The sequence below is a fragment of the Bradyrhizobium sp. Leo114 genome (genome assembly GCF_055229415.2).
Map to the genome: position 1 here is coordinate 259,445 of NZ_JBUYEN020000006.1, position 22,475 is coordinate 281,919.

The window sequence follows — 22,475 nt, forward strand, 5'->3', positions numbered from 1 at the left end:
GATGCATCAACTCGACATGAACTTTTCGCTGCCGGCGCGCGTGTCCGAACTGGCCGATCGCGTGAAAGCCTTCGTCAAGGACACGGTCGTCCCGTTCGAGAAGGACAAGCGCTGGACCTCCCATGGGCCGACCGACGAGCTACGGCGCGAGCTCAACGCGCTCGCGCGCAAGGCCGGCGTATTCGCACCGCATGCGCCGGCGGAATATGGCGGCCAGCATCTGTCGCATATCGGCCGCGCCGCCGTGTTCACCGCCGCCGGCTATTCCATGCTCGGTCCCGTGGCGCTGCATTGCGCCGCGCCTGATGAGGGCAACATCCATCTCCTCGATGTCGTGGCGCGGCCGGATCAGCGCGAGCGCTATTTGAAGCCGCTCGCGACCGGAGATATCCGCTCCTGCTTCTGCATGACGGAGCCCGCTCCCGGCGCGGGCTCCGATCCCGGCCAGTTGCAGACCACGGCGCGGCGCGATGGCAATGACTGGGTCATCGACGGCGAGAAATGGCTGATCACCGGTGCCGAAGGCGCGGCCTTTGCGATCATCATGGCGAAGACGAGCGGCGCAGGAATGGAGGGGGCTGCGACCATGTTCCTCGCCGACATGTCCGACCCCGCGATCACGATCGAGCGCACGCTCGACACCATCGATTCCTCCTTTGTCGGCGGGCATGCGGTGGTCCGCTTCAATGGACTTCGCGTGCCGTCCGACGCCGTGCTCGGCGAGATCGGACAGGGCTTTCGTCACGCCCAGGTTCGCCTCGCGCCGGCGCGGCTCACGCATTGCATGCGCTGGCTCGGCGCCGCGATCCGCGCCCAGGAAATCGCGACCGAGTACGCGCGGCGTCGCACGGCGTTCGGCAAGCCGCTCGGCGAGCACGAGGGCGTCTCCTTCATGCTGGCCGACAACGCGATGGACATCCACCAGGCGCAACTGACGATCTGGCATACGGCCTGGCTGCTCGACAAAGGCGAGCGGGCCTCGACCGAGAGCTCGATGGCCAAGGTGATCTGCTCGGAAGCGATCGCGCGCGTCGCGGACCGTTCGCTCCAGATCCTCGGCGGGCTCGGCACCACCCGCGACACGGTGGTCGAGCGGTTCTATCGCGACGTCCGCGCCTTCCGCATCTATGACGGCCCGTCCGAAGTGCACCGCTGGGCGATCGGACGGCGGATCGTGACTCACGGCGCGAGATAGGCGGCAGTAAGAGCCCGCCGCAGAAACAGAACAACAAGCGCAAAACGCGCGAGCAGGAGGAAATGATGCGAGATGTCTGGTCACCGCCCAAAGAGCCTGCGGTCGAAGGCTATGAAAGCCTGTGCGCCAATTTCCGCTGGCAGATGCCGGAGACCTTCAATTTCGGCACCGATATCATCGACCGCCGCGCCCGCGAGCAGGATGGGCCGGCGCTGATCTGGGAGAACGCCGCAGGCGAGACGCGGCGCTACAGCTATTCCGATCTGTCGCTGCTATCGAACCGGCTCGCGAATGTGTTGCGGGCGAACGGCGTCGAAAAGGGCGACCGCGTCATCATCATGCTGCCGCGGCTATCCGAATGGTTCGTCGCGCTGATTGCGGCGATGAAGATCGGCGCGGTGCCGATCCCGTGTATCGAGATGCTGACAGCGCGCGATATCGAATATCGCGTCGCCAATGCCGAGGCCAAGGCGGCGATCTGCCGTCCCGAGCAGACCGGCAAATTCGCATCCGTGGAGGAGCTCATCCCGGTGCGGATCGCGCTCGGCCAGATCTCAGGCTGGCTCGATTGGAACAGCGAAGTGGCGCGCGCCTCCGAGACGATCGAGCCGGCGATCGTCCGGGCCGAAGATCCCGCGATCATGTACTACACGTCAGGCTCGACCGGCCATCCGAAGGCCGTCGTCCATGCGGCGCGCGCGATCTATGCGTGGCGGGTCTCCGCGATCTACTGGCTCGATCTGCGTCCCGGCGAGGTGATCTGGTGCACGGCAGACACCGGCTGGAGCAAGGCGGGTACGAGCATCATCTTCGGGCCGCTGAGCTGCGGCGCCTGCTCGTTCTTCTTCGACGGCCCGTTCGTGCCGAAGGACCGGCTCGAACTCCTGCGCAAGCACCAGGTCACCGTCTACTGCGCGCCCGGCACGGAGTTGTCGCGGGTCGTCGGCGAAGTCCGCGCGCGCGATGATCTCGGCCGGCTGCGCCGCGTCGTCACTGCGGGCGAAGCCATGAACCCCGTGGTCGCCGAGCGCTGGGAGGCGGCGACCGGCATCCGCATCGATGAAGCCTATGGGCAGACCGAGGCCCTGATGGTCGCGCTGAACTATCCAACCGAGCCGGTCCGTTACGGCTCGATGGGGCGCCCATCGCCGGGTTCCGACCTTGATGTGATCGACGCCAAGGGCAACCGCTTGCCGCCGGGGCAGGAGGGCGACCTCGCGCTGAAAGTGCCAAACCCGCAATTGATGCTCGGCTACTGGAAGGATGCGGAGCGCACCGCGGCCTGCTTTGTCGATGGTCCGGACGGACGCTGGTTTCTGACCAGCGATCGCGCGGAGAAGGATGCCGATGGCTATCTCTGGTATCGCGGGCGCTCGGACGATGTCATCAATTCAGCCGGATACCGCATCGGCCCGATCGAGGTCGAGAACGCGCTGGCCGAGCATCCGGCGGTGCAGATGTGTGCGGTGGTCGGCAGCCCCGATGCCGAGCGTGGGGAGATCGTGAAGGCGTTCGTCGTGCTGCGGCAAGGCCATGCGCCGTCGCCGGAGCTGACGCGCGAATTGCAGGACCACGTCAAGTCGGTCACCGCGCCTTACAAATATCCGCGCGCGATCGCGTATATCGCCGAGCTTCCGATGACGATCACCGGCAAGATCCGTCGCCGCGAATTGCGCGACCGCGAGTTCGCGCGAGGCGTCGCCTGATGTCTGTAGCGGATCTCAGCAACAACGCCCAGGAGCGCAACGAGCCGGTCTACCGGGTGGTGGTGCGCAGCATCGAGGCCAAGATCATGTCGGGCGAGTGGGCCGTCGGCGACCGGGTGCCGGCGGAGATCGCGCTGGCGGCAAGCTTTGGTGTCCACCGCTCGACGGTCCGGGAAGCGATCCGGGTGCTGGAGCAGAACGGCCTCGTCCGCCGTCACGATGGCGGCAAATTGCTCTATGTCACCGCGCCGCGCGAGGCCGACATTTCCGAGAAGGTGACGGCCGCGATCGTACTGCAGGAGATCAGCTTCTTCGAACTCTGGGAAAGCATGCGCTGTTTCGAGCCGGTGCTGGCCGAATGCGCCGCGATGCGGATCGGCGACGACCTGCTGGCCGCGCTGCGGGCCAATGTCGACAGGACCAAGGCCGCGCTCGAGGACAAGCAGAGCCTCGTCGCGCTCGACATCGAGTTTCATCAGATCATCGCGCGAGCCTCGCGCAACCGCGCTTTGCAGCTCAGCCGCGAGCCGATGAGCCAGCTATTCTATCCGGCCTTCTTGCGGGTGTTCTCCCGCCTGAATGCCGGCGAGCGCCTGGTGTTCGCCCATGAGAAGATCCTGCAGGCGCTCTTGATGCGTAATCCCGCCGAGGCGCGGTCCTGGATGGACAAGCACATCGTCGATTTCCGCCGCGGCTATGAGCTTGCCAATTTTGATATCGAGGCGCCGGTAGGCTGGTCGCAACGGTCAGCGTAGGTCGCGTCAATCTCAAAAGCGGAAGCGCAACCCGGCCGTAGTGGCGACGTTGCTATGCTCGAAGAAGCCGAACCCCAATCCGCCGTTGACCTGCGTGAACATCACGCCGACATAGGTATCCCATTTAGGCGCAAACCTCCAATCGACCGCGGTGGAGATTGCGTCGAACGTCCCGGCGCATTGCGGGTGTTCGCTAGAGGAGCAGAAGGCGGGGCCTCTGGCGGCAGTGCCGAAGAAGGAGTCCTGGATGTAGTGATAATAGGCGCCGATCACGTCCAGATCGTCGGTTATGGAGTATTTCGCGCCGGCCCACATGACCTGAAAGGTCTTGTTGCCGAGCCCGCCGACGCCGAACGCGGCATTGTTGATGTTCGTGCCGTTGAAGGCATCGCAGCCCCGGCAGAGGAAATTTCCGGCGATGTCGGTGAAGGCGAGCTGCGGATTGCTCGGCGGCTCGTATCGAATGTATTCGTAACCGGCGTACAGCTTCAGCGACTTGGTCGTGTATCTCGCCACGAACATCGCGGCGGTGTTGTCGGAGATCGTCGCCGTCAGCGTCTGCGGCAGGAACGGGGCGATCGGCGTCCCGAACGCGTTGTTGGCTCCCGGTGCAAGCGCGAGCGACACGGAATCCTTGACATGGCTGTAGATCGCATCGACCGAGAGCACGTCATTGCCGCGGATCGGAATGTCGCCGCCGAGCTGGAATTGATAGGCGCCATTGGACGCATTGTTCTCGTCATAGCCGCCGAACTGCCACAGCGCCGCCGCCCGGAAATGGTTGAAGTTGTACCGGTACTTCAATGACGTCGAGTGTCTGCAATTTTCGGTGTTGCCGCCGCCGCAGGTGATTCCCTGGAAGCCGATCGCCGAGAAACCGTAGGAGGCGCCGAACGGATCGTAATCGAACACGGCGTCCAGCGTCAGCGAGTTCTGACGGAAGAGGGTCAGCGTGCCATAGGTGGGGGAGCTGACGCCGACGTAACCCTGACCGTTGTACCACTGACCCGCTCGGCTTGAATCCGAATAGGCGGTTTGCAGGTTTTGCGGGAGGCCGGCATTCGCGGCGATAGCTCCGGGTCCATTCGAGAATCGCAGCGAATAGGGGTCGAAGCCGGCATCGAGGTCAAAGACGAAAGAAAAGTCCTCGCCGATTGGCCTGGTTCCCTTGATGCCAATGGTCGAATTGCTCAAGGCATTGGGCGCGAGCGTCCATGTCGCCAAGCGGTTCTGTTTCTGGACCAGGTAGGACGCTGCAACTGCAGATCGCGGATCAAACGAGGCACCGTGGCTTTGCCAGCCGAAGCCGGTGTCGATGATGCCGAAGACCGTGATGCCTTCCCAGGTGAGCTGGCAGTTGGTCGTGACGAAGTCCGACGGGTCGGTGCAGGGGCGCGGCGTCGTGGACGCTGCCGGCGGCGCCTTGGTCGGCGCGACGTCGGCCGCCCTTGTCTCCGATCCGCCGACAATCGCAAGAAGGACTGCCGTGTAAATCCCGAGCTTTGCCATCAGAAAGCTCCCGGCGACCGGCCCCACGGCGCCTGGCCCAGCTTGGCTTGCTGGCCGATCGCGCAGCAAGCAACATTCAACAGGTTATGCAGCGCCCAGCCAAAAAAGTTCGTTCCAGTAGCGGCGGGGCCACACAGCGCTACCAGCGGAGGCCTGCGGACCTGATCCCTTCCTCCGCCATCACATTTTGGTGCGACACGGCGATCTGGCCATCGAGAGAGCATCGATTGACCGCTGCCATACGTTCATACCGTTGGCTTTCCCGATGCGGATGCTATTGATCCGGGTCAAACGGGACAAAGGCGCGAACAGTGAATCTTGCAGGGATAACAATGGCCCGGCTCGCCGGGGTCGTCGCGTTGGGCAGCGCCATGTTCGGCGCGCTGGCCGCCGCCGAGGCCCAGCAGGCCGCGGGACCTCCCGCGGTCGGTATCATCGAGGCGGTCAAGCGGCCCGTGACGCAATCCAACGAGTTTCTGGGGCGGATCGAGGCCACCAATCGGGTCAACGTGGTCGCCCGCGTCACCGCCTTCCTGGAAAAGCGGAACTTCGTCGAAGGTGCCGAGGTCAAGACCGGCGATATGCTCTACGAGCTCGAGCGCGGCCCGTTCGAGGCGGACCTTGAGTCCAAGAAGGCGCAAGTCGCGCAATTGCAGGCCACCCTCGTCAACGCCAAGCTGACGACCGGCCGCGCTAAGGCCCTGCTCGGCGGCCCGGCCGGCCAGCAGTCCACCTATGATGCCGCGCTCGCCAACGAGCAGAGCCTGGAAGCACAGGTCCAGGCGGCCCAGGCGCAGGTCGATCTCTCAAAGATCAATCTGGACTACACCCAGATCCGCTCGCCGATCGACGGCAAGATCGGCCGCACGGCCGTGACCGAGGGCAACGTCGTCAGCCCGAGTTCAGGCGTGCTCACGACCATCGTGAGCCAGGACCCGATGTACGTGACCTTCCCGGTGTCGGTGCGCGAAGGCCTCGTGCTGCGCGACCGTTACGCGACGCTGGGCGGGTTCAAGGCGGTGGTGATCAGGATCCGTCTGCCCGACGGCAAGCTCTATGACCAGGTCGGCGAGCTCAACTTCGTCAACAACACGATCGCGCAGAACACCGATACCATCACGCTGCGCGGCATTATCCCCAATCCCATACTGCCTCGTCTGTCGTCGGCGGACAACGTCACGGTGCGCCAGCTCACCGACAACGAGTTCGTCACCGTCCTGCTCGAGGGCGCGCAGCCGGTCGACGTGGTGGCGATCCCGCGCTCGGCCGTGCTGTCGGACCAGCAGGGCGACTATGTCTTCGTGCTCGGGGCCGACAACAAGGCGGAGCAGCGGCGGATCGTCCTTGGACAGTCGACCGCGACCATCGCTTCGGTGACCTCTGGGCTTTCGGTCGGAGAGAAGGTGATCGCTGAAGGGATGCAGCGGGTGCGGCCCGGCCAGCCCGTGGCGCCGGCACCGGCAAGCGCGCTGATCCAGTCGAGCCTGAAGGAAACGGCGGAAAACACCGGCTCGCCCCGGAGCAGCGGCGCGATCGGTCCGAAGCCTGCGGGCACCAGCCCATGATTTCCGCCATCTTCGTCGATCGTCCGCGGCTTGCCATCGTCATCGCGCTGGTCATCACCATCGCGGGCGCGCTGGCGCTGTTGCAAATTCCGGTGGCGCAGTTTCCGGACATCGTGCCGCCACAGGTCACCGTCACCGCCAATTTCCCCGGCGCCTCCGCCGAAGTGGTGGAATCGAGCGTTGCGCAGCCGCTCGAAGCCCAGGTCGTCGGCGTCGACAAGATGCTCTACATGAAGTCGACCAGCGGCAATGACGGCAGCTACACGCTGACCGTCTCGTTCGCGCTCGGCACCAATCCTGATATCAACACCGTCAACGTCAACAACCGCGTCCAGAGCGCGCTCGCGCAACTGCCGACCGAGGTGCAGGCGCAAGGCCTGGTCGTGCAGAAGAAATCCTCGGCCGTGCTGCAGTTCATCGTGCTGTACAGCAAGAGCGGCCAGCAGGATCCGCTGTTCATCACCAACTACGCGATCATCAACGTGCTCGATGCGATCTCGCGCACGCCGGGCGTCGGCCAGGCCTCGCTGTTCGCGAAGCTGAACTACTCGATGCGGATCTGGTTCGATACGCAGCGGCTCACCAGCCTCAATCTGGCGCCCTCGGATGTGATCGCGGCGATCCGGGCGCAGAGCGTGCAGGCGCCCGTCGGCCGCATCGGCGCCCGTCCGATCGCCGAGGACCAGCAGTTCCAGTTCAACGTGCAGACGCAAGGGCGGCTCACGACGGCGGCCCAGTTCGGCAATATCGTGCTGCGCGCCAATCCGGACGGCTCGGTGCTCCGGGTCAGCGACGTCGCCCGGGTCGAGATCGGCGCCCAGAACATGGACAGCGAGTCCCGGATCGACGGCCAGCCCGGCGTACCGATCGGCATCTATCTTGCGCCGGGCGCCAATGCGGTGACCACCGCCGCCGCGGTGCAGTCGACGCTCACCAGATTGTCGGAACGGTTTCCCCCGGGTCTGACCTATCTGGTGCAGTACGACTCCACGACCTTCGTCTCCGATACCATCAAGGAAGTGCTGAAGACGCTCGGCGAAGCCTTCGTGCTGGTCGTGATCGTCGTGTTCCTGTTCCTCGGCAATTTGCGCGCCACGGTGATCCCGGCGGTCGCAGTGCCGGTCAGCCTGATCGGCACCTTCGCGGTTCTCCTCATCCTCGGCTATTCCGCCAACACCGTGTCGCTGCTTGCGATGGTGCTTGCCATCGGCATCGTGGTCGACGACGCCATCGTCGTGGTCGAGAACGTCGAACGCGTGATGGAGAGCGAGCCCGAGCTGTCGCCGGCGGAGGCCACCAAAAAGGCGATGGCGCAGATCACCGCGCCGATCATCGCGATTTCGCTGGTGCTGTTGTCGGTGTTCGTGCCGATCGCGTTCATCCCCGGCATCTCCGGAACCCTGTTTCGCCAGTTCGCGGTGACGATCAGCGCGGCGATGGTGATCTCGGCGCTGAACGCGTTGACGCTGTCGCCGGCACTCTGCGCCGTGTTCCTGCGGCATACCGGGCCGCGCCGCGGCATCATGGGGCGCGTGCTCGGCGGCATCGATTGGGTGCGCGACCGTTATGCCGGCATGGTGCGCCGGCTGCTGCGGGTGGCGATATTGTCGCTGGTCGCGGTGCTGGTGTTTGCCGGCGGCGTTCTCGGCGTGTCGCGAATAACTCCGACGGGCTTCCTGCCCGAGGAGGATCAGGGCGCCTTCTTCATCTCGGTGCAATTGCCTGACGGTGCGTCGGTGTCGCGCACCAGCGAGGTGACCAAGCAGGTCGAGGCGCTCTTGAAGAACATGCCGCAGGTCGAGCACGTGCTCTCGATCATCGGCTTCTCGCTGCTCGACGGCGCGAGCGAGCCGAACTCGGCCTTCATGGTGGCGCGCATGAAACCGTTCGCCGATCGGCAGGCCGCGGCGGATTCGGTGCAGGCGACGATCCGGCGGATGTTTGGTGAGGGCGCGCAGATCCGGCAGGCCAATATCCTGCCGTTCAACCTGCCGCCGATCATCGGGCTTTCGACCTCCGGCGGCTTCGAATATCAGCTCGATGCGCTTGAGGGGCAGGATCCGGCCGCGCTCGGCAGCACGATGACCGGCCTGATCAATGCCGCCAACCGCGATCCGCGGCTGGCGCGCGTGTTCTCGACCTTCACCGCGACCAATCCGTCGATCTATCTCGACATCGACCGCGCCAAGGCGCAGGCGCTCGGGCTGAACATGGCCGACGTGTTCACCGCGCTCCAGGCGACGCTGGGCGGCATCTACGTCAACAACTTCAACCTGTTCGGCCGCACCTGGCAGGTCAATGTGGAGGGCGAGGCCGCCAATCGCGGCGACATCTCCGACATCTGGCAGATCTATGTCCGCAACAGCGGCGGCGAGATGGTGCCGATGCGCTCCATCGCGAGCGTGAGGATCGTCACCGGACCGCAGGTCATCACCCGCTACAACAACTACCGCTCGGTCACCATCAACGGCAGTCCGGCGCCGGGCGTCTCGTCAGGCACCGCGATCGCCGCGATGGAGGAGATTTCGCGGGCGACGCTGCCGGCCGGCTATTCCTACGAATGGACCGGCACCGCCTATCAGGAGCAAGCGGCCTCGGGGCAGACCGGCATCATCCTCGCGCTTGCGGTGCTGTTCGCCTATCTGTTCCTGGTTGCGCTCTACGAGAGCTGGACCATTCCGATCCCGGTCCTGCTGGCGGTCACGGTCGGTGTGCTCGGCTCGTACATCGCGATCAAGGTCGCAGGCCTGAACCTCGACCTCTACGGCCAGATCGGCCTCGTGGTGCTGATCGCGCTCGCCGCCAAGAACGGCATCCTGATCGTCGAGTTTGCCAAGGAGCAGCGCGAGGGCGGATTGCCGATCGCGCAGGCCGCCGAGCTCGGCGCCCAGATGCGGTTCCGCGCGGTCATGATGACCTCGATCGCCTTCATCCTCGGCCTGGTGCCGCTGGTGGTCGCGACCGGTGCCGCCGAGATCAGCCGCAGGGCGGTCGGCACGGCGGTGTTCGGCGGCATGCTCGCCGCAAGCTCGATCGGCATTTTCCTGGTGCCGATGCTCTACGTCACCTTCCAGCGCTGGCGCGAAGAGGCGAAACGCCGTTTCGGCAAACCGGCCGAAACACCGCATGCGCCGCCCGCGGAGTAGAGTGGTGGGTGAATTGGCCGAATCCCGATATCCCGCCGTGCAAGTTCCGGAGCACCTCTGATGATCAACGCCCGTCGTTCGCTCACCCAGATCTTTCTGTTGCCGGCGATCATCGCGGTGATCGTCGCTTTCGGCCTTGTGTCCGCCTTGCTCGGCGATGGCATCTGGGACACGACTTCATGGATCGCGCTCGCAATCCCGCTCGCCGTCACCGCGTTCTTCGCCTGCAAGAGACGCCCCGCGGATTTGTAGGGCGGCGCGAAGCTCTGCCGGTGAAGCACGCTCCGCGCCGGTGCAGTCATTCCACTGAAGCGTGCTACGCCGTGACGCTTTCCTGCGCGGGCGTCTTTGCGGGCTTGACGATCGTCGTCGGGGTTCTGAGCCATGCCTCTTCGGTAACGGCGATCATGGAAGGCTGATCGATGATACCGATCGAGTCCCATGTGAACATCGCATAGCCGAGCTTTGTACCGTCGACACCGGCCGGCACGGTGACCTGAAGCTGTTGTGCGAGCCAGTTGAGCGAGCCGTATCCGCAAAGGCTGACGCAATGGTCCTCGTTGGTGTCCTTGTTGAATCCAAGGGCAAACCATCCGGTCTTGCCGTTCGTTGAGTTCCATGCGGTCTGGATTTGGGTTGCGGCAACGCCAATCTTGACCGGACCTGTCGCAATTGCGCTGTTTAACGTGGAGGGATTCGTCCAGTCGACCGAATAGATCTGGCCGTCATCATAGATGTGCCGGTTCTGATGGAAGCCGTTTGTCTGCATCCAAAGCATCACCTGATGCAGATAGGCCCCCTCCAGCACCCCATGTTTCGTCGCCCATCGTATCACTTCGTTGTCCGAAATGAAGATTTCCGGATTGTGACACGCCTTCGCGAACGCTTCTTCGGCAGTGACGCAATCACCGTGATCGAAATTGCCCCAAGAGGACAGCCTATGAGGCATCGTGATGAAATGGGGAGGTGCCGCTGCAAGGCCAACGACACTATGTGGAGTGGCGGCTGCCAAAACGCTCCTCGGCGTGGGAGTCGCTCCGCGTTTGGGATATCTGCCTTGTCCGCTTCCTCCAAGCTGAATTGCCATCGTATGTCTCCGTTTGCTGAAATGAACTTCGGTTATTTCCGCTTAGGCTCCATTGCTTCGTCCTTCGTTCCACGCTGAGTATTGTCATGCTGCCGCTGATCCGGCGAAGAGTCTGTCTCCTCGCTTTCCTGATCGTCGGCTCTGTCGGGTGCGTCAGGGTTGTACTTTGGTGCTTTGTCGCGCACCTCTTTCGGCGTAGGGAAAGCACCCCGCTTCGGAGTGGGAGGTTTGCTGTTCATGTCTTACCCCTTTCCTGGGGAAGCCCTCCGGCGACCGTCGCATCCCATTCTATCAATGGTTGATGCAGCCCGATCAAAACATGATCGCGCTGGTTGCGTTGTGAGCTCGTTCACAGCCACAACGTTTTTATTGGATGCGACGCTTTCCGCAGCTTTGTCGGCGCGGGGGAATATCACCTAGGCAAGCTTTAGGCTCTCGGCGTCTGCTTGAAATCGCTGTTCCTGTGCTGTCAGCTGCGTCCGGCCATCGGCATCGTCGAGCTTTGAGCTTTTCCGCTTCGGGCGAATAGCGGTTGTCATCCACGTAGGAGTTCGAGAGCCTCTTCCACGCACACTTCCAAATTGCGATGTGCTGTGTCGATAACAAGACGATCCCGATTCCACTTGTCGTAGGAGCGGATGGTGACCGCATCCCAGTCGGGCAACGCCAGTCCCACAATGTCGCTTGATCTTGTTTCAATTCTCCGACGGTGCTCGAAGGGATCGCTACACACGACTTCGAGCCATTTAACTTCGGCTCCGGTACGTTGCGCTGCCGTCTCCCAACCGTCCCGTGCCTCCTGACAATCGTTTACACAGTCCGCGATTACATCCAAGCCGAGAGCTAAATTGTCGGCGGCGATTGCTTGGGCTGCTCGGTAGCTCCAGTCAAAGAGATCGCTCGGCGCTGTACCCGATGCCCAGATCGCCTGATCCATTGAATCGATTCGTAGCCAAATGGCTCCGCAGCGCCGCGCCAGATACTGCGCAATGCTTGACTTGCCGACCCCGGGCAAGCCAGCCAGCGCGATAAGCCTCGCCATTGCACCCTCGACTTTTACCAATCAGTACACGCGGTCCCAAGATCGCTCAACTTTACCCTTTCCATGTGAACCGCGAACGTGTCCAATGAGTCACGGGCGGAAGCGAGCCTTCGTTCCGAGCTGTGCCAGGTGCCGGCTCCATTGACCTGGCGCGAGCCCCGCGATGCCCATATGAAAGCGCGCCGGGCGATTGACAGCACACCTATGAGCCGCGGCCCGGGCCGTCAGCGCGCTGCGTGGTAGACATCACGCAGAATTTTCGTCTCAAGCTCCAGATCCTCGAGTCGATCTTTGACGACATCGCCGATGCTGATGATGCCGGCCAGCTTGCCAGCGCGGAGTACCGGCATGTGGCGCACGCGATGGTGCGTCATCAGTTTCATCACGCGATTGACACTCTCGTCTGGAGACACGGTGGTCACACCGCATTGCATGATTTCTTTGACCAGCATCGACCCGGCTGTCTGGCCATAGCGAGAAAATGCATGAACGATTTCACGTTCGGAAATCAGGCCGAGAACAGAGTCCTCACTTGTCACCACGAGAGCGCCAATATTCTTTGCGCGGAGCCAGTCTGCCGCCCTCTTGATGCTGGCGTCCGGAGCTATTGTCGTAACCTCGGTGCCCTTCCGCCTAAGAATGCTTTCGATGGTCATAGTTTCCTCCCATCGTGCGGCCTAGCCGCCTATTTCATCCCGCCCCCGCAACAGGGGCCACGTACCATGGCATCCATTCTCCTCGATTAGGAGCATCAGCCTATCATATTGGCAGCAAGCAGTCAGCGAGTATCGGGGCCGCGGTGTAACGACGGCAGAGGCCGTCGGTTGGAGGGATGGACCTCGAACAGGCGGGGCGGCCTCGGGCGCGCTCGCCGAAATTGGTCACTCTTCGCCGTTTGTCTTCGTATTGCGCTCAGCCGAGTTCTTGGGCGAGTCCGATCAGAAGCCCTTCAGGCCCACGGATGTAGCAGAGCCGATACGCGTCTTTATACTGGACTACGTCGCCTACGAGCTGCGCGCCGCGCGTGCGGAGCCGTTCAAGCGTCTCGTCGATGTCGTCCACGGCGAACATGACGCGGAGGTAGCCTAGGGCATTGACCGGGGCGTTCCGGTGATCTGCGACGACAGGCGGCGTGAGGAAGCGGGAGAGCTCGAGCCGGCTGTGGCCGTCCGGTGTGCGCATCATGGCAATCTCGACACGCTGATCGCCCAGTCCGGTGACACGTCCGGCCCATTCTCCTTCGATCGTGGCACGCCCTTCGAGCTCGAGGCCGAGTTCGCGAAAGAAATCAATCGTCCCTCCGAGGTCTTCGACGACGATTCCTACGTTGTCCATCCGCTTGAGCGCCATGTGTCCAATCTCCAAGGTGTCGTTCCAAGGTGTCGCCGAGTCCAACAACGGACGCTTGAGGTGCCCCCAACACCGGCGGCCGTCTGGGTCCGATTCATGCTGTCCACATCAGAAGCTTGAATCATGGACCGCCTCAAACCGCCACCCCGTTTTTAACGCCGACAATTCGGCCGCGTGGCCGACATACCACTCTTCCAGCTGACGCCGGTCGGCCTCGAGATGGAGCTGGAGCGCAAGCGCGTTCTGCCGATAGGCGGAGGCCTGGTTCTCGTAATTGGCGTTTGAAGCGAGCCTCACAGCTTGCTGCGGAAGATCGAAAGTGTCGCCGTGCCAGTGCAGCACGGTCGGCCCTTTCCCGAGGCGGCGCAGGCAGGACGAGGCGCCTTCGCCCGTGAGGTCGATGGTTCCCCAGCCGATCTCCTTGGCATGGCCGGCGAATACGCGGCTGCCGAGCGCGCGTGCCATGAGCTGGGCACCGAGGTAGATCCCGAGCGTCGGCAGGTCCTGCTGCAGCCGGTGCTCGAGCAGTGCAATTTCGGCCAGCGAACGGCCGGCGCGGCCTCAGCGATCAGAGTGCATGCGTTCCAGGAAATCCTTCACGCCACTGACCTTGCCGGTTTCGGAGGCAACGTAGCCGGGAAGGGCGTCGATGGCCTTGTGGAAAGCGCCGCTCTTCATGATATCGAGCACGCGCCGCATCGGCTCTGACTCGAGGAACGCCTTCTTGCAAACGAAGAAATAATCTTCCGTCAGTAGCCGGATGAAATCGAGCCCGAATTGGCGGGCGGCCGCTTCGACGCCGAAGCTCGCATCCGCCATGCCGCTGGCGACATAGGCGGCAACGGCGGCATGGGTGAATTCCATCTGCTGTGCGCCATTGATCCTGCTCTCGGCAATCCGGTGCAGTGCCAGCAGCTGGTCGAAAAGTTGCCTTGTGCCCGAATCGTGATCGCGGTTGACGAAGCGCGCCTTGCGATCGACCAGATCCTTCAGTGAGCTGATCTTGAGCGGATTGCCGCGCTTGACCATCAGGCCCATTTCGCGCGTGACGAAACTGATCACGCGATCCTCGCGCGGATCGAGCCAGTCGCGGCACGCCTTGATGCCCTGCGCGCGCAATTCGCCGCGTGGCAGGTGCACGCCGGAAAGGTCGCAGGCGCCCTGCGCCAGCGACACCAGCGAGTTCTGGTTGCTGACATAGCGGAGGTCGACGCCCATGCCGGGCTCGCGGTCGAGGAATTCACGCAGCTTTGACACCGCAAAACCGTGGCTCGCATGAACGCGGATCACCGAGGGACGTTGGTGCAGGAACGGCTTGATCTCCGTGACCAGCTCCTGCGCGAGGTTTTCGAGTTGCGGGCCAAGGCGAGCCTGCATGCGCTCGCCGGCCCAGACCAGTTTCTCGCCGAACGGCGTCAGCTTCGAGCCCTTGCCGCGCTGGGTCTCCACCAGCGGCACGCCGAAGAACTCCGACCATTGGTCGATCAGGTTCCAGACGTGGCGATAGGACAGGTGCGCGTCAGTGGCCGCGCTGGAGATTTTCCCGGTTTTGCGGATCTCGTTGAGGATGCCGAGGATCACCACAGCCGTCTGCGGGCTGCCTTCGCGGTGAAATCGCCAGATGGTTTCAATCTCGATGTGCAGCATCGTCGTAGCTTCTCATTATGAAATGAATTTCATATGTTCGCGAGCCATAGGCAGAACATATCATATTTACAGCGGGGCATATGCTCCTAGGTTGGTATACCAACCAGGAGGAAATATGATGTCAATTGCATATGACTATGCGCAGGGGGCCCTCGGCCGTTCCGCCGCCCCGGAAGAGTTGCTGCTGATCGACGGCGCCCGCGTCCCGGCCATCGCCGGACGCACATTCAAGTCCCTCAACCCCGCGACCGAGGACGTGATCGCGACGATCGCGGAAGGCGGAGCGGCGGACGTTGATCGCGCTGTCGCTGCCGCGCGCCGCGCTTTTGAGGGACCATGGCGCACCATGCGCGCCGCCGAACGTGGGCACATCCTTCTGAAATGGGCAGAGCTCTTGAAGCAGCATGCCGACGAGATCGTCGAGCTCGAAAGCCTCGATGCCGGCAAGCCGATCGCGGCGGTGCTGCGGCAGGACTTTCCGGCGGCAATCGACACGCTGACGTATTACGCCGGCTGGGCCGACAAGATCGGCGGCGATGTGGTGAGCACGCGCGACGATGCGCTCACCTACACGGTCCGCGAGCCGGTCGGCGTGGTCGCCGCGATCGTGCCCTGGAATTTTCCGCTGATGATCGGCATGTGGAAGCTCGCGCCGGCACTGGCTTGCGGCTGCACCATCGTCATGAAGCCGGCCGAGCTGACCTCGCTGTCAGCGCTCCGGATCGGCGAGCTCGCACTTGAAGCCGGCCTGCCGCGCGGCGTGCTCAATATCGTCACCGGCCCCGGCCGCATTGCCGGCGAGGCGCTGGTCAATCACCCTGACGTCGACAAGGTCACGTTCACCGGCTCGCCCGGTGTGGGTCGCGGTATCATGCGCGGCGCAGCCGGCAATTTCAAACGCGTGTCGCTGGAGCTCGGTGGCAAGTCGGCCAACGTCATCTTCGAGGACGCGAACCTCGATGCCGCGGCGAAGGCTGCGGCCGCCGGCATCTTCTTCAACGCCGGGCAGGTCTGCTCGGCCGGCTCGCGTGTGCTGGTGCAGGAGAGCGTCTATGACGAGGTGGTCGAACGCTTGGCCGCACGCGCAAGCGCATTGCGCATCGGCGATCCCCAGGATCGCGCCACGGCGCTCGGACCGGTGATTTCCGACAAGCAGATGAAGACCATTCTCGACTATGTCGACATCGGCAAGAACGAGGGTGCGTTGCTTGTGACCGGTGGCGAGCGCGTCGGCGATCGCGGCTATTTCATTAGCCCGGCTGTGTTCGCCAATGTGAAGCACGAGATGCGGATCTCGCAGGAGGAGATCTTTGGTCCCGTCGTCAGCGTGATCAAGTTCAAGGACGAGGCCGATGCGCTTCGGATCGCCAACGGCACGGCCTACAGCCTCGCCGCCGGTGTCTGGAGCAGCGACATCGGCCGCGTGCAGCGCTTTGCCAAGCGCGCGCGGGCCGGCACGGTGTGGATCAACACCTATGGCTACACCGACGTGCGGTTGCCCTGGGGCGGCGAGCGCGATTCAGGCCTCGGCCGCGAGCACGGCACCGCCGCGATCGACAATTTCACCGAGCCAAAGGCGGTCTGGATGAACCTCAACGTCTGACGGCGACATGCATGCGCGCGCCACAAACTCCGCTGTCGTCCCGGGCTTGACCCGGGACCCATGACCACAGGACTTGATGAGATGCGTGGCTGTAACTGCTTGCTCGCGCCACAACATCTTCCTGTGGTTATGGGTCCCTGCTTTCGCAGGAACGACAGGGCGTATTGCCGCGACATCGCCCCACCAATCGTCTAGGGTTGGTCGTCCCCGATGAGCGAGGCGATCATGCGCACCAAAAAATTCGGCCACCATGGCCCCAATGTCTCCGTGATCGGGCAGGGCACCTGGTATCTCGACCGCGGCGACCGCAAGGCGGCGGTGGCGGCGCTGCGCCGTGGCATCGAGCTTGGCATGACCCATATCGACACTGCGGAGATGTATGGCGACGCTGAGCTCGTGATCGCGGATGCGATTCAAGGCCGGCGCGACGAATTGTTCCTGGTCTCGAAAGTCCTGCCCAGCAACGCCTCGCGCCGCGGCACCATCACTGCCTGCGAGCGCTCGCTGAAGCGGCTGAAGACCGACCACCTCGACTGCTATCTGTTGCACTGGCGCGGATCCTATCCGCTGGAGGACACCGTCGCGGCGTTCGAGGAACTGGTCGCCTCCGGGAAAATACGGTCCTGGGGCGTCAGCAATTTCGACGCCGATGATCTCGGCGAGATCCTGGAAGTTTCGGGTAAGGGCAGGATCGCCTGCAACCAGGTGCTCTATCATTTGCAGGAGCGCGCGATCGAGCATGCTGTGATCCCGTGGTGCGAGAAGCATGGCGTCGCCGTGGTCGCCTACTCGCCGTTCGGCCACAATGATTTTCCTTCGCCACGGAGCAAGGGCGGGGAGGTGCTGCAGGAGGTCGCGAAGGCGCGCAACGCCACGCCACGCCAGGTCGCGCTGGCTTTTCTCACCCGCGCGGCTTCCGTGTTCTCAATCCCCAAAGCGTCGAGCGCGGAGCACGCCGCTGAGAATGCGGCGGCCGGCGATCTCGTGCTCAGCGCCAGCGAGATCGAAGCTTTAGACAAGGCTTTTCCGCGCGGTCCCAAGCCGCGAAGTTTGCCGATGCTCTAGCGATAGCGAACACGATTCTTAACAAAGTGTTGCAACCTTCGTGGCGTGCGGCCGCGCACATTCGCGCATATCGGAGTCCTGTTTTCAGACCTTGTCGCGCGCCGCCATTTGGCGTTTTTTAGAGGCTCGCAGATTCGCTTATTTGTGCCTCCGAGATTGCCGTGACACCGCCCCCCGCCGCAGCCGCCAGGCTGGACAGCGCACCTTTGCCATTGCCTGCAAAGAAATGTTCGCCTGCGAAGAAATCCGTCTCCCGCAAAGCCCCCGCGCGCGCCGATCGGCCATTCAAGGGCATCGCGCTGATCCTGCTGTCGACGATTTTTCTCGGCACGTCCGACGTCACCTCGAAATATCTGTCGGCGACGCTGCCATCGATCGAGATCACCTGGATGCGCTTCTTGGTGTTCGCGCTGATCATGTCGCCTGCGATGCTGCCGGGCTCGCCGCTCTTTGCGCTGCGAACCGGCCGGGTCGGCCTGCAGTTCCTCCGCGGCGCGACGCTGCTCGGCTCGTCGCTGTTCTTCATCTCCGGCTTGGCCTTCCTCCCGATCGCGGAAGCCTCCGCCACCGGCTTCGTGGCGCCACTGTACGTCACGGCGCTGTCGATCGTTTTCCTGGGCGAGAAGGTCGGCCTGCGGCGCTGGATCGCGACCGCGCTCGGCCTCATCGGCGTCCTCATCATCCTGCGGCCCGGCACTAGCGCGTTCCACGTCGCCGCCTTCTTCCCGCTGCTGTCGGCCTTCTGCTGGGCTTCGACCTTGATCATGACGCGCATGATCAGCGGCCGCGATGCCGCCATCACCACCATGACCTATTCCGCCATCGTGGGCTTCGCGATCATGAGCGTCATGGTGCCGTTCGCCTGGGTGACGCCGAGCTGGCACGACATTCTTCTCGGCATCCTGGTCGGCGTGGCCTCGACCGCCGGCCAGTGGATCGTGGTGCTGGCTTTCCGCTATGCGGATGCCTCGGTGCTGGCGCCGTTCTCCTACACGCAATTGCTGTGGGTCAGTCTGCTCGGCTACTTCATCTTCGGCGAGGTGCCCGGCGTCTGGACCATCACCGGCGCCGCCTTCATCGTCGCGTCCGGCCTTTACACCGCCCACCGCGAGCGAATCCGTCGCTCGCAGCTCCTGACCGTGCCCGGCGAGCCTTCGCCGAACGCCTGACTTCGTGCGCGGAGTGAGACGTATCGCCGCGCAATCGTTGCGACAGCGCCACAGTGGCGCCGCGAAAACTGAGCGATCAGCCGCATTCGGCCGGATTCTTGCCACCGGTCGGGAAACCACATGCTACCTGAGTTCCAGGGAAGCGCCGTGAGGCGCGGGGGAATGAGGGGGCGTTGGCGTGTGGTTTCGGTTGGCTGCCGGTCTCGGCGCGCACATGGCTGCCGTGGCGGCGATCCTGGCTGGCCTGTGTCTGTCGACCGTAGCGGCGCATGCGCAATGCCTGCCCGATCCGGCGACGAGCGGCCAGACCGTCACCTGCAGCGGGTTCCTCCCGGATGGCTTCGAGGCCGGCGCCGGCGTCAACAATCTCACCGTCACCGTGCAGTCGGGAGCAATCCTCAACGACAACGGCACGGCGGCGGTCGGTCTCAACGACTCCAACACCGTCATCAATAACGGCACGCTGAATCCGGATCCCTCGCGGACTGGCCTGAGCGCCGGCAATTCGAACACCGTCACCAACAACGGGATCATCTCCGCCATCTCGAACGGAATCGCGATCTCGGTCAGCGACGGCAACGTCGTCACCAACAGCGGCGCGATCTCTGCGGGAACACAGGGCACCGGCATCTTCGCGGGTCAGAACAACACGATCATAAACGCCGCGACGGGCTCCATCACGATCGGTGACGAGGGCAGCGCCATCTTCGTCGCGGGCAACAGCACGGTGACGAATGCCGGCACCATCACAATGGGCGTTTCGCTCTCGCCCTTCGGAGCCATTAGCGCGATAAACGACAACAACACGCTCATCAACGCCGCAGGTGCCAGCATTGCAGTCGGCGACGGTGCTGCCGGCATGTCCGTGCAGGGCAACAATGCCGTGATCAGCAACGCCGGCTCCATCACGCTGCGCCAAGCAGGCATCGGCCTTGCCGTGCAAGGCGATGACGCGAGGGTCACGAACAGCGGATCGATCACCGGCGCGGACGGCGCCGTCGGCATCTACGGTGTGGGCGACCGTCCCGCGATCACCAACAGCGGCGCGATCCACGTCGGCATGTTGGGCTACGGCATCGTCTTGTTCCCCAACTCTCTCAGCGCGTCCGGCACGATCACCAACACAGGCAGCATTGTCGGCGACGACAGCGCGGTTGGCATCTTCGCGGTCGGCGATTCCGTCACCGTCACAAACGCGGGCACAATCACCGTCGGAAACGGCGCGCCGGCCGCCGGCATCAACGTCTCGACTGCCGGACCTGCCGGCACCAACCAGGTCATCAACACCGGGACCATCAATGTCGGCAGCGACGCCGTCGGCATCGTGGTCAACGGTGGCGGCTCTGTCTTCAACTCGGGCACCATCAACGCCGCCGCCGGTTTCGCTGCGATCGAATTCTGCGGCTGCGCCCCCGGCTCCGCCAGTGTGCTGACGCTTGGCCCGGGTAGCGTCATCCACGGCCTGGTGCTTGCCAACGGCAGCGACACCTTCCAGCTCGGCGGCACCGGCACAGGCACGTTCGACCTCAGCCTGATCGGACCCGGCAATCAGTATGATGGCTTCTCGACCTTCAACAAGGTCGACAGCTCGAAATGGACCGTGACCGGCACCGGCGCGCAGGATTGGAACGTGCTCGGCGGCACGCTCGCGGTCGATGGCGTCATCAACGGCAGCGTGGCGGTCAGCGCCGGCGGCGTGCTCTCGGGCATCGGCACGGTGGGCAACACCGTGATCGCAAGCGGCGGCGCGTTCATGCCGGGCAATGCGGTGCCAGGCGCCTCCACCACGGTTGCCGGCAATCTCGCGCTGCAGTCCGGCGCGCTCTATCTGGTGCAGCTTAGTTCTACCGCATCCTCCTTCGCCCACGTGACCGGCACCGCAACGCTCGGCGGCTCCGTCGCCGCCAGCCTCTCGCCCGGCAGCTCGATCTCGAAGCGGCCCTATACGATCCTGACCGCGGATGGCGGCCTTGGCGGGACGACATTCAGTGGCCTCAGCGTGTCCGGTCTGCCCGGCGCACTCACGGCCGCGCTAAGCTATGACGCGACCAATGCCTACCTGACGTTCGGCCTCGACTTCGGCGCCAAATCCAATCTCAACATCAATCAGCACAACGTCGCCAACGCGCTGACCAACTTCTTCAATGCCAATGGCAGCATTCCCTTGCCGTTCGCGTCGCTGACGCCGGCCGGCTTGACGCAAGCCTCCGGCGAGGTGGCGACGGGATCGCAGCAGGCGACCTTCAACGCGATGAACCTCTTCCTGGGATTGCTGACCGATCCGTTCATCGCCGGCCGCGACGGCGGCTCCGGTGACGGCGCGGGCGCAACGCCCTTTGCCGATGTGGACGGCGCCAACGCCTACGCCTCGACGCGCACGGCGCGCAGCAAGCGCGAACGCGATGCCTATGCTGCCGTCTATCGCAAAGCGCCTGCCGCGCCGCCGGGCTTCGATCCGCGCTGGCGCGTGTGGGCCGCAGGCTTTGGCGGTTCGCAGACCACGGACGGCAACGCCGTGCTCGGCTCGAACAACGCCAGCAGCAGCGTCTATGGCACTGCCGTCGGTTTCGACTATCGCGTCTCGCCGTCGCTGCTCGCAGGTTTTGCGCTTGCCGGTGGCGGCACCAATTTCAGCGTCAACGGCCTCGGCTGGGGCCGCTCCGACCTGTTCCAGGCCGGCGCATTCGCGCGCACTACCACAGGCCCGGCCTATCTCTCCGCCGCATTCGCCTATGGCTGGCAGGATGTCACCACGGACCGCTTCGTCACCGTCGCAGGTGTCGACCATCTCCGCGCGGAGTTCAACGCCAACACCTATTCCGGCCGGCTCGAGGGCGGCTATCGCTACGCCACGCCGTGGCTGGGCCTCACGCCCTACGCCGCGGCGCAGGCGACGACCTTCGAGCTGCCGAACTACGCCGAGGCCGTGGTCTCCGGCGCCAACGCCTTTGCACTGAACTACAGCGCCAAGAGCGTCACCGACACGCGTACCGAGCTCGGCCTGCGCGCGGACAAGTCGTTCGCCGTCGAGGACGGAATAGTGACGCTGCGCGGCCGCGCCGCCTGGGCGCATGACTTCAATCCGGACCGCGCCGCGAGCGCCGTGTTCCAAACGCTGCCGGGCGCAGCCTTCGTCGTCAACGGCGCGGTGCAGGCGCCCGATTCCGCGCTCACCACGGCGTCGCTGGAGATGAAGTGGCTGAACGGCTGGTCCGCGGCCGGCACCTTCGAAGGCGAATTCTCCGGCATCAGCCAATCCTACGCCGGCAAGGGCGTGGTGCGCTTTTCCTGGTAGCTTTCTGCCGCCTCGCCCCGCTTGCGGGGAGAGGCCGGATCGCATCGTAAGATGCGATCCGGGTGAGGGGCTGTCTCCGCGGATTGGTCTCTTACCGTCTGCGCGGAGGCACCCTCACCCCAACCCTCTCCCCGTAAGAACGGGGAGAGGGAGAAGAGTCGTGGGGGGGGGGGAACCACGCCCGGGCCCCCAACAACACACGGGGCAACAAAGGTTGGCGCGCCGCCGGGTCCCCCCCCACAACAACCAACACGCAGAAACCCCCCCCCCCGACAAAAAAACACGGCGGCGGGGGCCCGGGGGGGGGGGGGGGGGGGGCGCGGGGGGGCGGCCCCCCCCCC

At 64.0% G+C, this 22,475-nt stretch carries 17 protein-coding genes; 10 read left to right on the plus strand and 7 right to left on the minus strand.

Features of this window, described 5'->3' with window-relative positions:
• Window position 1 precedes the first annotated feature (1 nt).
• The 3 genes from ACZIRK_RS10080 (at window position 2) to ACZIRK_RS10090 (ending at window position 3,656) form a co-directional block, all read left to right on the plus strand.
• Window positions 2-1,195: an acyl-CoA dehydrogenase family protein gene (locus ACZIRK_RS10080; protein WP_463327315.1), complete on the plus strand. Its 1,194-nt coding sequence runs from the start codon at window positions 2-4 to the stop codon at window positions 1,193-1,195.
• A 65-nt stretch (window positions 1,196-1,260) separates the two neighbouring features.
• On the plus strand, window positions 1,261-2,901 hold the full coding sequence (locus ACZIRK_RS10085; protein WP_463327316.1) for an acyl-CoA synthetase: 1,641 nt from the start codon (window positions 1,261-1,263) through the stop codon (window positions 2,899-2,901).
• Window positions 2,901-3,656, plus strand: coding sequence for a FadR/GntR family transcriptional regulator (locus tag ACZIRK_RS10090; protein WP_463327317.1), 756 nt, complete (start codon window positions 2,901-2,903; stop codon window positions 3,654-3,656). Before ACZIRK_RS10085 ends, ACZIRK_RS10090 begins: the two co-directional genes overlap by 1 nt.
• 12 nt (window positions 3,657-3,668) lie before the next feature.
• Here the strand turns inward: ACZIRK_RS10090 and ACZIRK_RS10095 are convergent, their stop codons facing one another.
• Complete coding sequence (locus tag ACZIRK_RS10095; protein ID WP_463327318.1) at window positions 3,669-5,165, minus strand: porin; 1,497 nt, start codon at window positions 5,163-5,165, stop codon at window positions 3,669-3,671.
• 332 nt (window positions 5,166-5,497) lie between these two features.
• Here ACZIRK_RS10095 and ACZIRK_RS10100 point away from each other — a divergent pair, with 332 nt between their 5' ends.
• From ACZIRK_RS10100 to ACZIRK_RS10110, 3 genes are read left to right on the plus strand one after another with little or no spacing between them, the layout of a single operon-like run.
• Window positions 5,498-6,730: an efflux RND transporter periplasmic adaptor subunit gene (locus ACZIRK_RS10100; protein ID WP_463327319.1), complete on the plus strand. Its 1,233-nt coding sequence runs from the start codon at window positions 5,498-5,500 to the stop codon at window positions 6,728-6,730.
• The gene (locus tag ACZIRK_RS10105) at window positions 6,727-9,876 is read left to right on the plus strand and encodes an efflux RND transporter permease subunit (RefSeq protein WP_463327320.1); all 3,150 of its coding nucleotides are present in this window, start codon (window positions 6,727-6,729) and stop codon (window positions 9,874-9,876) included. Before ACZIRK_RS10100 ends, ACZIRK_RS10105 begins: the two co-directional genes overlap by 4 nt.
• A 60-nt stretch (window positions 9,877-9,936) precedes the next feature.
• Window positions 9,937-10,128, plus strand: a complete 192-nt coding sequence (locus ACZIRK_RS10110) for a hypothetical protein (protein ID WP_028162088.1) — start codon at window positions 9,937-9,939, stop codon at window positions 10,126-10,128.
• Between the two features lie 64 nt (window positions 10,129-10,192).
• Here ACZIRK_RS10110 and ACZIRK_RS10115 read toward each other — a convergent pair whose 3' ends face one another.
• The 6 genes from ACZIRK_RS10115 to ACZIRK_RS10140 all read right to left on the minus strand — a co-directional run bounded on the left by ACZIRK_RS10115 (window position 10,193) and on the right by ACZIRK_RS10140 (window position 15,002).
• Window positions 10,193-10,963 carry a hypothetical protein gene (locus tag ACZIRK_RS10115; RefSeq protein ID WP_463327321.1) on the minus strand — a complete coding sequence of 257 codons (771 nt, stop codon included), beginning with the start codon at window positions 10,961-10,963 and terminating at the stop codon, window positions 10,193-10,195.
• A gap of 535 nt (window positions 10,964-11,498) precedes the next feature.
• Entirely contained in the window at window positions 11,499-12,005 is a 507-nt protein-coding gene (locus ACZIRK_RS10120) for a P-loop nucleotide/nucleoside kinase family protein (protein WP_463327322.1), read from the minus strand.
• A gap of 224 nt (window positions 12,006-12,229) precedes the next feature.
• Complete coding sequence (locus tag ACZIRK_RS10125) at window positions 12,230-12,661, minus strand: CBS domain-containing protein (protein WP_208819746.1); 432 nt, start codon at window positions 12,659-12,661, stop codon at window positions 12,230-12,232.
• Window positions 12,662-12,917: 256 nt separating this feature from the next.
• Entirely contained in the window at window positions 12,918-13,355 is a 438-nt protein-coding gene (locus ACZIRK_RS10130) for a VOC family protein (RefSeq protein WP_456641088.1), read from the minus strand.
• A 108-nt stretch (window positions 13,356-13,463) separates the two neighbouring features.
• On the minus strand, window positions 13,464-13,898 hold the full coding sequence (locus tag ACZIRK_RS10135; RefSeq protein WP_130228861.1) for a glutamine amidotransferase-related protein: 435 nt from the start codon (window positions 13,896-13,898) through the stop codon (window positions 13,464-13,466).
• 18 nt (window positions 13,899-13,916) lie between these two features.
• Window positions 13,917-15,002, minus strand: a complete 1,086-nt coding sequence (locus ACZIRK_RS10140; RefSeq protein ID WP_463327323.1) for a substrate-binding domain-containing protein — start codon at window positions 15,000-15,002, stop codon at window positions 13,917-13,919.
• A 118-nt stretch (window positions 15,003-15,120) separates the two neighbouring features.
• Here ACZIRK_RS10140 and ACZIRK_RS10145 point away from each other — a divergent pair, with 118 nt between their 5' ends.
• From ACZIRK_RS10145 to ACZIRK_RS10160, 4 genes are all read left to right on the plus strand, one after another.
• Window positions 15,121-16,605, plus strand: coding sequence for an aldehyde dehydrogenase family protein (locus tag ACZIRK_RS10145; protein ID WP_463327324.1), 1,485 nt, complete (start codon window positions 15,121-15,123; stop codon window positions 16,603-16,605).
• 225 nt (window positions 16,606-16,830) lie between these two features.
• Window positions 16,831-17,670, plus strand: a complete 840-nt coding sequence (locus ACZIRK_RS10150) for an aldo/keto reductase (RefSeq protein ID WP_463327325.1) — start codon at window positions 16,831-16,833, stop codon at window positions 17,668-17,670.
• Window positions 17,671-17,882: 212 nt separating this feature from the next.
• Complete coding sequence (locus ACZIRK_RS10155) at window positions 17,883-18,839, plus strand: DMT family transporter (protein WP_463327332.1); 957 nt, start codon at window positions 17,883-17,885, stop codon at window positions 18,837-18,839.
• Between the two features lie 214 nt (window positions 18,840-19,053).
• On the plus strand, window positions 19,054-22,134 hold the full coding sequence (locus tag ACZIRK_RS10160; protein ID WP_463327333.1) for an autotransporter outer membrane beta-barrel domain-containing protein: 3,081 nt from the start codon (window positions 19,054-19,056) through the stop codon (window positions 22,132-22,134).
• The last annotated feature ends 341 nt before the right edge of the window (window positions 22,135-22,475 follow it).

Bases quoted from the DNA above. Each gene is read 5' to 3' on its own strand.
- ACZIRK_RS10080 (WP_463327315.1), top strand. From the start codon at position 2: ATGCATCAACTCGACATGAACTTTTCGCTGCCGGCGCGCGTGTCCGAA.
- ACZIRK_RS10085 (WP_463327316.1), top strand. From the start codon at position 1,261: ATGCGAGATGTCTGGTCACCGCCCAAAGAGCCTGCGGTCGAAGGCTAT.
- ACZIRK_RS10090 (WP_463327317.1), top strand. From the start codon at position 2,901: ATGTCTGTAGCGGATCTCAGCAACAACGCCCAGGAGCGCAACGAGCCG.
- ACZIRK_RS10095 (WP_463327318.1), bottom strand. From the start codon at position 5,165: ATGGCAAAGCTCGGGATTTACACGGCAGTCCTTCTTGCGATTGTCGGC.
- ACZIRK_RS10100 (WP_463327319.1), top strand. From the start codon at position 5,498: ATGGCCCGGCTCGCCGGGGTCGTCGCGTTGGGCAGCGCCATGTTCGGC.
- ACZIRK_RS10105 (WP_463327320.1), top strand. From the start codon at position 6,727: ATGATTTCCGCCATCTTCGTCGATCGTCCGCGGCTTGCCATCGTCATC.
- ACZIRK_RS10110 (WP_028162088.1), top strand. From the start codon at position 9,937: ATGATCAACGCCCGTCGTTCGCTCACCCAGATCTTTCTGTTGCCGGCG.
- ACZIRK_RS10115 (WP_463327321.1), bottom strand. From the start codon at position 10,963: ATGGCAATTCAGCTTGGAGGAAGCGGACAAGGCAGATATCCCAAACGC.
- ACZIRK_RS10120 (WP_463327322.1), bottom strand. From the start codon at position 12,005: ATGGCGAGGCTTATCGCGCTGGCTGGCTTGCCCGGGGTCGGCAAGTCA.
- ACZIRK_RS10125 (WP_208819746.1), bottom strand. From the start codon at position 12,661: ATGACCATCGAAAGCATTCTTAGGCGGAAGGGCACCGAGGTTACGACA.
- ACZIRK_RS10130 (WP_456641088.1), bottom strand. From the start codon at position 13,355: ATGGCGCTCAAGCGGATGGACAACGTAGGAATCGTCGTCGAAGACCTC.
- ACZIRK_RS10140 (WP_463327323.1), bottom strand. From the start codon at position 15,002: ATGCTGCACATCGAGATTGAAACCATCTGGCGATTTCACCGCGAAGGC.
- ACZIRK_RS10145 (WP_463327324.1), top strand. From the start codon at position 15,121: ATGTCAATTGCATATGACTATGCGCAGGGGGCCCTCGGCCGTTCCGCC.
- ACZIRK_RS10150 (WP_463327325.1), top strand. From the start codon at position 16,831: ATGCGCACCAAAAAATTCGGCCACCATGGCCCCAATGTCTCCGTGATC.
- ACZIRK_RS10160 (WP_463327333.1), top strand. From the start codon at position 19,054: ATGGCTGCCGTGGCGGCGATCCTGGCTGGCCTGTGTCTGTCGACCGTA.